9 protein-coding genes are annotated in these 9,853 nt (G+C 69.3%); 7 read left to right on the top strand and 2 right to left on the bottom strand.

Translation table 11 applies throughout. The features are described from left to right. Positions 1–61: 61 nt before the first annotated feature. Genes AQJ54_RS06630 through AQJ54_RS06645 form a run of 4 tightly spaced genes read left to right on the top strand, consistent with a single transcriptional unit; the run spans position 62 to position 4,901 of the window. Entirely contained in the window at positions 62–2,278 is a 2,217-nt protein-coding gene (locus tag AQJ54_RS06630; protein ID WP_062234744.1) for a polyribonucleotide nucleotidyltransferase, read from the top strand. Further along, complete coding sequence (locus AQJ54_RS06635; protein WP_062234747.1) at positions 2,275–3,654, top strand: M16 family metallopeptidase; 1,380 nt, start codon at positions 2,275–2,277, stop codon at positions 3,652–3,654. Before AQJ54_RS06630 ends, AQJ54_RS06635 begins: the two co-directional genes overlap by 4 nt. 39 nt (positions 3,655–3,693) lie before the next feature. After that, entirely contained in the window at positions 3,694–4,446 is a 753-nt protein-coding gene (gene dapB, locus AQJ54_RS06640) for a 4-hydroxy-tetrahydrodipicolinate reductase (RefSeq protein ID WP_062234750.1), read from the top strand. Continuing rightward, complete coding sequence (locus AQJ54_RS06645; protein ID WP_062234753.1) at positions 4,446–4,901, top strand: tetratricopeptide repeat protein; 456 nt, start codon at positions 4,446–4,448, stop codon at positions 4,899–4,901. The genes dapB and AQJ54_RS06645 overlap by 1 nt, the downstream gene beginning before the upstream one ends. Before the next feature lie 70 nt (positions 4,902–4,971). Here the strand turns inward: AQJ54_RS06645 and AQJ54_RS06650 are convergent, their stop codons facing one another. Together AQJ54_RS06650 and AQJ54_RS06655 are read right to left on the bottom strand one after the other, a co-directional pair. Beyond that, a complete protein-coding gene (locus tag AQJ54_RS06650; RefSeq protein ID WP_062026642.1) occupies positions 4,972–5,526 on the bottom strand; it encodes a PH domain-containing protein in 555 nt (184 codons plus the stop codon). An 89-nt stretch (positions 5,527–5,615) separates the two neighbouring features. Continuing rightward, positions 5,616–5,855 carry a hypothetical protein gene (locus tag AQJ54_RS06655; RefSeq protein ID WP_030315604.1) on the bottom strand — a complete coding sequence of 80 codons (240 nt, stop codon included), beginning with the start codon at positions 5,853–5,855 and terminating at the stop codon, positions 5,616–5,618. Positions 5,856–6,030: 175 nt separating this feature from the next. On the opposite strand from AQJ54_RS06655, the gene thyX reads away from it, so the two are divergent. The 3 genes from thyX (at position 6,031) to AQJ54_RS06670 (ending at position 9,684) form a co-directional block, all read left to right on the top strand. Then, complete coding sequence (gene thyX, locus AQJ54_RS06660) at positions 6,031–6,735, top strand: FAD-dependent thymidylate synthase (RefSeq protein ID WP_062027170.1); 705 nt, start codon at positions 6,031–6,033, stop codon at positions 6,733–6,735. 211 nt (positions 6,736–6,946) lie between these two features. Beyond that, complete coding sequence (gene dapA, locus AQJ54_RS06665; RefSeq protein ID WP_062234756.1) at positions 6,947–7,846, top strand: 4-hydroxy-tetrahydrodipicolinate synthase; 900 nt, start codon at positions 6,947–6,949, stop codon at positions 7,844–7,846. 152 nt (positions 7,847–7,998) lie between these two features. Then, positions 7,999–9,684 carry a ribonuclease J gene (locus tag AQJ54_RS06670; protein WP_062026640.1) on the top strand — a complete coding sequence of 562 codons (1,686 nt, stop codon included), beginning with the start codon at positions 7,999–8,001 and terminating at the stop codon, positions 9,682–9,684. Positions 9,685–9,853: the final 169 nt, after the last annotated feature.

Here is a 9,853-nt window from a genome sequence, read left to right on the forward strand (position 1 = left end):
TATGTCCCCCCGCCACACGGGCGGGTCCGGACAAAAGACGAAAAGTAATGGAGAAACGCTAGTGGAGAACGAGACCCACTACGCCGAGGCCGTCATCGACAACGGTTCCTTCGGCACCCGCACCATCCGCTTCGAGACGGGCCGCCTCGCCAAGCAGGCCGCCGGCTCCGCCGTGGCCTACCTGGACGACGACACCATGGTGCTGTCGGCCACCACCGCCTCGAAGAACCCCAAGGACCAGCTCGACTTCTTCCCCCTGACGGTGGACGTCGAGGAGCGGATGTACGCCGCCGGCAAGATCCCCGGCAGCTTCTTCCGCCGCGAGGGCCGCCCCTCCGAGGACGCCATCCTCACCTGCCGCCTCATCGACCGCCCGCTTCGCCCCTCCTTCAAGAAGGGCCTGCGCAACGAGATCCAGGTCGTCGCCACCATCATGGCGCTCAACCCCGACCACCTGTACGACGTCGTGGCGATCAACGCCGCCTCCGCGTCCACCCAGCTGGCCGGTCTGCCCTTCTCCGGCCCGATCGGCGGCGTCCGCGTCGCGCTGATCAACGGCCAGTGGGTCGCCTTCCCGACGCACTCCGAGCTCGAGGACGCCGTCTTCGACATGGTCGTCGCGGGCCGCACCCTGGAGGACGGCGACGTCGCGATCATGATGGTCGAGGCCGAGGCCACCGAGAAGACCATCCAGCTGGTCAAGGGCGGCGCCGAGGCCCCGACCGAGGAGGTCGTCGCCGCCGGTCTCGAGGCCGCGAAGCCCTTCATCAAGGTCCTGTGCAAGGCCCAGGCCGACCTCGCCGCCAAGGCCGCCAAGCCGACCGGCGAGTTCCCGATCTTCCTCGACTACCAGGACGACGTCCTGGAGGCGCTCTCCGCCGCCGTCCGCCCGGAGCTCGCCTCCGCGCTGACCATCGCGGGCAAGCAGGAGCGCGAGTCCGAGCTGGACCGCGTCAAGGCGCTCGCCGCCGAGAAGCTCCTGCCGGAGTTCGAGGGCCGCGAGAAGGAGATCTCCGCCGCGTACCGCTCCCTGACCAAGCAGCTCGTCCGCGAGCGCGTGATCAAGGAGAAGAAGCGCATCGACGGCCGTGGCGTCACGGACATCCGTACGCTCGCCGCCGAGGTCGAGGCCATCCCGCGCGTGCACGGCTCCGCGGTGTTCGAGCGTGGCGAGACCCAGATCCTGGGCGTCACCACCCTCAACATGCTCCGCATGGAGCAGCAGCTGGACACCCTCTCCCCGGTGACCCGCAAGCGCTACATGCACAACTACAACTTCCCGCCGTACTCCACCGGCGAGACCGGCCGCGTCGGCTCCCCGAAGCGCCGCGAGATCGGCCACGGCGCCCTCGCCGAGCGCGCCCTGGTCCCGGTCCTGCCGACCCGCGAGGAGTTCCCCTACGCGATCCGCCAGGTCTCCGAGGCGCTGAGCTCCAACGGCTCCACCTCCATGGGCTCGGTCTGCGCCTCCACCATGTCGCTGCTGAACGCCGGTGTGCCGCTGAAGGCCCCCGTCGCCGGTATCGCCATGGGCCTGATCTCCCAGGAGATCGACGGCGAGACGCACTACGTCACCCTCACCGACATCCTCGGTGCGGAGGACGCCTTCGGCGACATGGACTTCAAGGTCGCCGGCACCAAGGAGTTCGTCACCGCCCTCCAGCTCGACACCAAGCTGGACGGCATCCCCGCCTCCGTCCTGGCCGCGGCCCTCAAGCAGGCCCGTGACGCCCGCCTCCACATCCTCGACGTGATGATGGAAGCGATCGACACCCCGGACGAGATGTCCCCGAACGCCCCGCGGATCATCACCGTCAAGATCCCCGTGGACAAGATCGGCGAGGTCATCGGCCCCAAGGGCAAGATGATCAACCAGATCCAGGAGGACACCGGCGCCGAGATCACGATCGAGGACGACGGCACCATCTACATCGGTGCCGCCGACGGCCCGGCCGCCGAGGCCGCCCGCACCACGATCAACGGCATCGCCAACCCGACCATGCCGGAGGTCGGCGAGCGCTACCTGGGCACCGTCGTGAAGACGACGACCTTCGGCGCGTTCGTGTCGCTGCTCCCGGGCAAGGACGGTCTGCTGCACATCTCGCAGATCCGCAAGCTCGCCGGCGGCAAGCGCGTGGAGAACGTCGAGGACGTCCTCGGTGTGGGCCAGAAGGTCCAGGTCGAGATCGCCGAGATCGACTCCCGCGGCAAGCTCTCCCTGATCCCCGTGATCGAGGGCGAAGAGGACGCAGAGACGAAGGACGACACCGACAAGTGACGTCGAGCACCTCCACGGCGACGGCCCGCACCTCCTCGGAGGCGCGGGCCGTCGCCCGTACCCAAACCCTGATCAAGGGCGAGAACGGCATCGGCACCGTCCGCAAGACCACCCTCCCGGGCGGCCTGCGGATCGTCACCGAGACCCTCCCCTCGGTCCGCTCCGCGACCTTCGGCATCTGGGCCCACGTCGGCTCCCGCGACGAGACCCCGTCCCTGAACGGCGCCACGCACTACCTGGAGCACCTCCTCTTCAAGGGCACCGCCAAGCGCAGCGCCCTGGACATCTCCTCCGCCCTCGACGCGGTCGGCGGCGAGATGAACGCGTTCACGGCGAAGGAGTACACGTGCTACTACGCGCGCGTGCTCGACTCCGACCTGCCGCTCGCCATAGACGTCGTCTGCGACATGCTCACGGGCTCCCTGATCCGCGAGGAGGACGTCAACGTCGAGCGCGGGGCCATCCTCGAAGAGATCGCCATGACCGAGGACGACCCGGGCGACTGCGTGCACGACCTGTTCGCGCAGACCATGTTCGGCGACAACCCCCTCGGCCGCCCGGTCCTCGGCACCGTCGACACCGTCAACGCCCTGACCGCCGACCGCATCCGCCGCTTCTACAAGAAGCACTACGACCCCACCCACCTGGTGGTCGCGGCCGCGGGCAACGTCGACCACAACAAGGTCGTACGCCAGGTCCGCGCCGCCTTCGAGAAGGCCGGCGCCCTCAAGAACCTGGACGCGGTCCCCATCGCCCCGCGCGACGGCAGGCGTGCCGTGCGCACGGCGGGCCGCGTCGAACTGCTCGGCCGCAAGACCGAACAGGCCCACGTCGTCCTCGGCATGCCGGGCCTCGCCCGCACCGACGACCGCCGCTGGGCGCTCGGCGTGCTCAACACCGCGCTCGGCGGCGGCATGTCCTCCCGGCTCTTCCAGGAGGTCCGCGAGAAGCGCGGCCTGGCCTACAGCGTGTACTCGTACACCACCGGCTTCGCCGACTGCGGCCTGTTCGGTGTGTACGCCGGCTGCCGTCCCTCGCAGGTCCACGACGTGCTGAAGATCTGCCGCGACGAACTCGACCAGGTCGCCGAGCACGGCCTGACCGACGACGAGATCGGCCGCGCCATCGGTCAGCTGCGGGGCTCCACCGTCCTCGGCCTCGAGGACACCGGCGCGCTGATGAACCGCATCGGCAAGAGCGAACTGTGCTGGGGCGAGCAGATGTCCGTCGACGACATGCTGACCCGGATCGCGTCGGTCACCCCGGACGACGTCCGCGCGGTCGCCCGCGAGATCCTTGGACGGCGCCCGTCGCTGTCGGTCATCGGCCCGCTGAAGGACAAGCAGGCCGCGCGACTGCACGAGACCGTTGCCTGACCCCGTCCGTTCCGGCTGTTTGGTGAAGGAAGCAAGAAGATGAGCAAGCTGCGCGTGGCCGTTCTCGGAGCCAAGGGCCGGATCGGCGCCGAGGCGGTCAAGGCCGTCGACGCCGCCGAGGACATGGAGCTGGTCGCCGCCCTGGGCCGGGGCGACAAGCTGGAGACCCTGGCCGAGACCGGCGCCCAGGTGGCGGTCGAACTGACCACCCCCGCATCGGTCATGGACAACCTGGAGTACTGCGTCGGCCACGGCATCCACGCCGTCGTCGGCACGACGGGCTGGACCGACGAACGCCTCGCGCGGCTGAACGGCTGGCTGTCGAACTCCCCGGAGACCGGCGTCCTCATCGCGCCCAACTTCTCCATCGGGGCCGTGCTCAACATGAAGTTCGCGCAGATCGCCGCGCCGTACTTCGAGTCGGTGGAGGTCGTCGAGCTGCACCACCCGAAGAAGGTCGACGCCCCTTCGGGCACGGCCACGCGCACGGCCCAGCTGATCGCCGCGGCCCGTGCCGAGGCGGGCACGGCCCCGGCGCCGGACGCCACCGAGACGGCTCTGGACGGCGCGCGCGGCGCGGACGTCGACGGGATCCCCGTCCACTCCGTCCGCCTGCGCGGTCTGCTGGCCCACCAGGAGGTCCTGCTCGGCGGCGAGGGGGAGACCCTGACCATCCGCCACGACTCCCTCCACCACAGCAGCTTCATGCCGGGCATCCTGCTCGGCGCCCGCCGCGTGGTCACGACCCCGGGCCTGACCTTCGGCCTGGAGAACTTCCTGGACCTGGGCTGATGCGCGCCAAGCTGTCCTACCTCGTCACGGCCGCCGTCCTGGTCTTCTACTTCGTCCTGGTCGGCAGCCGCGGCGTGATGCTGATCGAGTCCGGCACGCTCGTCACGGTCACGTTCGGCGTCGCGGTGCTGATCCTGCCGGTGATCGGCCTGTGGTTCCTGTGGAAGAACACCCAGTTCGTCCGCAGGGCCAACGCCCTCGCCGCCGAACTCGACGCCGAGGGCGGCCTGCCCGTCGACGAGCTGAAGCGCACGCCCGGCGGCCGCATCGACCGCGACTCGGCCGACGCGGTCTTCGCCAGGCGCAAGGCCGAGACCGAGGCGGCCCCCGACGACTGGCGCAGCTGGTTCCGCCTCGCCGTCGCCTACCACGACGCCCGCGACACCCCGCGTGCCCGCAAGGCGATGCAGCGCGCGATAGCTCTGCACGACGGCAGGCCGGTTCAGCAGCACTGACCTTCCCAGCACGGAGAAGGGCCGCCCGCACCACTTGGTGCGAGCGGCCCTTCGCCATGTCCGATGAGGGTCAGACCCGCCCGTACTCCGCCGCCCATGCCTCCACCGCGTCCGCGGCCCGGTCGAACGCCTGGCCGCGCGCGAGGAAGTCCGCGTTGTGCGTGGTCAGCAGCGGCGGCACGTCCTGGGGCGCCTGCCCCTGCCGTACGAGGGTCAGGGCCTGTCCCTGGACCGTGCGCGGAAGTCCGAGCCAGCGCACCGGCTGCTGGGCCGTGCGGACTGCGACGACCTGGTCCCAGGACACCGTGCGGGTGAACAGGAACCCCACCCGACGGACCCCGCGGGCGCTCACCCACACCCCCATGCGCAGCAGCCGCAGCGCGCCGACGATGACGAGGAGCGCGACACCGAGCACCGCGGCCGCCTCGGACGGCGAGTCGGTCAGCGCGATGATCACCGCCGCGAACAGCACGTACGAGGCGAGCAGCAGCAGGAGCGCCGCCACCCCCACCCGCCAGGGACCGGGCCGGTACGGACGCCGCCAGCGGTCACGGTCGTCGTACGGCAACGCGACGTCGTCCGTCGTGTCGAATGCGCGGTCGGCCGTCAGGAAGGGCAGGGGCACGGCGGGTCCTCACTCGATCCAGGCGTGGATGTGCCCGGTGAGGTTATCCGCCGTCGTCCCCGCGAGCCACCTGCAGGGGCCCGTCCGAGTCAGTGCCCCTGGGACGCCTGGGACTGCTGGCTCTGTGAAGGCGCCTGATCCTGCGACAGCGCCGGCATCCCGAGGACCAGGGAGCCCACGAGTCCGGCGACGATGGTCAGCCCCAGCAGCCAACGCCCGGCTATCTCACCGGCGGACGCGCGCTCACGGGGCGGCGGAGCGACATCGCTGCGGAACCTGTCGGCTTCGGCGAGAAAGGCGAACGGTACGGGCTCACGCCGACGCAACAGCATGGGGGCACTTCTCCCTTCGGGGATCGAACAGACAACTCCTGCCTGTACAGACGAGCGGGTACCGCAAATGGTGCCCTCCATTACCAAATCGGTTGACGCGTAGAGTGGGCGCCGACCGCAGATGTGATGGGAAGGACCTTCCGTGACCCCCGTCGGTGACCCCGATATCTCCATGCGCAGCGACGTCTCCGTCGAGCTGGTGAAGTCCAGCGCCTCGGACTCCGATGTCCTGTTCGCCGCCCGAGTCTCGACCCTGGGGGAGCAGTCCCTCGACGAGTTGCAGAAGGACCCCGAGCGGTCCAAGGGGCTGATCAACTACCTGATGCGGGACCGGCACGGGAGCCCCTTCGAGCACAACTCGATGACCTTCTTCGTCAGTGCGCCGATCTTCGTCTTCCGCGAGTTCATGCGGCACCGCGTGGGGTGGTCGTACAACGAGGAGAGCGGCCGCTACCGGGAGCTCGATCCCGTCTTCTACGTCCCCGGCGCGGACCGCAAGCTCGTCCAGGAGGGCCGTCCCGGCAAGTACGTCTTCGTCGAGGGTTCGCCGCAGCAGCACGAGATCGTCCGCAGTGTCCTCGACGACTCCTACCAGCAGGCCTACACGGCCTACCAGAAGCTGCTCGCCGAGGGTGTCGCCCGCGAGGTCGCCCGTTCGGTCCTGCCCGTCGGTCTGTTCTCGTCGATGTACGCCACCTGCAACGCCCGCTCGCTGATGCACTTCCTCGGTCTGCGCACCCAGCACGAACAGGCGAAGGTCCCGTCCTTCCCGCAGCGGGAGATCGAGATGGTCGGCGAGAAGATGGAGGCGGAGTGGGCGAAGCTCATGCCGCTCACCTACGCGGCCTTCAATGCGAACGGCCGTGTGGCGCCGTAACGGACGCTTGTTTTCCCGCAGAGCACACATGTACGGGTCCACCTGGCGAAGTGTCCGTATTGCGGCATTTGGAGAAGTTCATCTAGCCTGATCAAACGGACCCGGCACTGCTTGAACCCCCGAGCAGGCAGTGCCGGGCTCCGCATTTGTCCTGACTTTTCCGAGCCCCCGAGGGCAGACCGTGCGATGAGCACCGAGTAGCGTGTATGCCATGGCTCCGACCTCCACTCCGCAGACCCCCTTCGGGCGGGTCCTCACCGCCATGGTCACGCCGTTCACGGCGGACGGCGCACTCGACCTCGACGGCGCACAGCGGCTCGCCACCCACCTGGTGGACGCAGGCAACGACGGCCTGATCATCAACGGCACCACCGGCGAGTCCCCCACCACCAGCGACGCGGAGAAAGCGGACCTCGTACGAGCCGTACTGGAGGCGGTCGGCGACCGAGCCCACGTCGTCGCCGGAGTCGGCACCAACGACACCCACCACAGCATCGAGCTCGCCCGCACGGCCGAGCGCACCGGCGCACACGGCCTGCTGATCGTCACGCCGTACTACAACAAGCCCCCGCAGGAAGGCCTGTACCGGCACTTCAAGGCCGTCGCCGACGCCGCCGAACTGCCGGTCATGCTGTACGACATCCCCGGCCGCAGCGGTGTCCCGATCAACACCGAGACGCTGGTCCGCCTGGCCGAGCACCCGCGGATCGTCGCCAACAAGGACGCCAAGGGCGACCTCGGCCGCGCGAGCTGGGCCATCGCCCGCTCCGGCCTCGCCTGGTACTCCGGCGACGACATGCTGAACCTCCCGCTGCTCTCCGTGGGCGCGGTCGGCTTCGTCTCGGTCGTCGGCCATGTGGTCACCCCGGACCTGCGCGCCCTGGTCGAGGCGTTCACCTCCGGCGACGTCCAGAAGGCCACCGAGATCCACCAGAAGCTGCTGCCCGTCTACACGGGCATGTTCCGCACCCAGGGCGTGATGACCACCAAGGCGGCGCTCGCCCTCCAGGGACTCCCCGCCGGACCCCTGCGCGCCCCCATGGTGGAACTTTCCGCCGAGGAGATCGAGCAGCTCAAGATCGATCTTGCTGCCGGCGGGGTACAGCTCTAGCACCAGACTTCGCGCGCCCGGCGCGCAACCTGACTCAACAACTGAATACGCGGGCCACCGGTGCCCGCACCACAACGACAACTGCTACACGCACGAACGTCACGCGCGCCACGTGCCCACCGGTACGTGGCGTGCGTGGTGAGGAGAGTCTTTTGAGTCATCCGCATCCTGAACTGGCCCCGCCGCCGCCGCTCCCCGAGGGCGGCCTGCGGGTCACCCCCCTCGGTGGTCTCGGCGAGATCGGCCGAAACATGACGGTCTTCGAGTACGGCGGCCGCCTTCTCATCGTCGACTGCGGCGTGCTCTTCCCGGAGGAGGAGCAGCCCGGAATCGACCTGATCCTGCCGGACTTCTCGTCCGTGAGGGACCGCCTCGACGACATCGAGGGCATCGTCCTCACCCACGGCCACGAGGACCACATCGGCGGCGTCCCCTTCCTCCTGCGCGAGAAGCCGGACATCCCGCTGATCGGCTCCAAGCTGACCCTCGCGCTCATCGAGGCCAAGCTCCAGGAACACCGCATCCGTCCGTACACCCTTGAGGTGGCGGAGGGGCACCGCGAGCGCATCGGCCCCTTCGACTGCGAGTTCGTCGCGGTGAACCACTCCATCCCGGACGCCCTGGCCGTCGCCATCCGCACCCCCGCGGGCATGGCGGTCCACACCGGCGACTTCAAGATGGACCAGCTCCCGCTGGACGGCCGCCTGACGGACCTGCACGCGTTCGCCCGCCTGAGCGAGGAGGGCATCGACCTCCTGCTCGCGGACTCGACGAACGCCGAGGTCCCGGGCTTCGTCCCGCCGGAGAAGGACATCTCCAACGTCCTGCGGCAGGTCTTCGCCGGCGCCCGCAAGCGCATCATCGTGGCGAGCTTCGCCAGCCACGTCCACCGCATCCAGCAGATCCTGGACGCGGCCCACGAGTACGGCCGCCGGGTCGCCTTCGTCGGCCGCTCGATGGTCCGCAACATGGGCATCGCGAGGGACCTCGGCTACCTGAAGGTCCCCCCGGGCCTGGTGGTCGACGTCAAGACCCTCGACGACCTCCCCGACCACGAGGTCGTCCTGGTCTGCACGGGCTCCCAGGGCGAACCGATGGCCGCCCTGTCCCGCATGGCCAACCGCGACCACCAGATCCGGATCGTCAACGGCGACACCGTGATCCTGGCGTCGTCCCTGATCCCGGGCAACGAGAACGCGGTCTACCGCGTCATCAACGGCCTGACCCGCTGGGGCGCCAACGTCGTCCACAAGGGCAACGCCAAGGTGCACGTCTCGGGCCACGCGTCCGCGGGCGAGCTCCTGTACTTCTACAACATCTGCCGGCCACGGAACCTGATGCCGGTGCACGGCGAATGGCGCCACCTGCGCGCCAACGCCGAACTGGGCGCCCTCACCGGTGTCCCGCACGACCGGATCGTCATCGCCGAGGACGGCGTGGTCGTCGACCTCGTCGAGGGCAAGGCGAAGATCTCGGGCAAGGTCCAGGCGGGTTACGTCTACGTCGACGGCCTCTCGGTCGGCGATGTCGGCGAGCCGGCGCTGAAGGACCGCAAGATCCTCGGCGACGAGGGCATCATCTCGGTCTTCCTGGTGCTGGACTCGTCCACGGGCAAGATCACCGGCGGCCCGCACATCCAGGCGCGCGGCTCGGGCATCGAGGACTCGGCGTTCGGCGACGTGATCCCGAGGATCACCGAGGTACTGGAGCGCTCGGCGCAGGACGGCGTGGTCGAGGCCCACCAGCTTCAGCAGCTGGTGCGGCGGACCCTGGGCAAGTGGGTCTCCGACACCTATCGCCGCAGGCCGATGATCCTCCCGGTGGTCGTGGAGGTCTGACGGACCGTCGGACAGCCGTCCGAGTGAACTGGGAGCGGGGCGCCTCGATTTGCATCGAGGCGCCCCGCTCCAGTACGTTTACGTCTCCGCCCGAGGGGGAACCCGGCCAGCTTCGTGCTCCGGGGCCAGCCTCCAGGGGGCGGGAATTCCGACTCAGAACTTCTGATAA

This window comes from Streptomyces griseorubiginosus (genome assembly GCF_001514195.1).
GTDB classification, from domain to species: Bacteria; Actinomycetota; Actinomycetes; order Streptomycetales; family Streptomycetaceae; genus Streptomyces; species Streptomyces griseorubiginosus.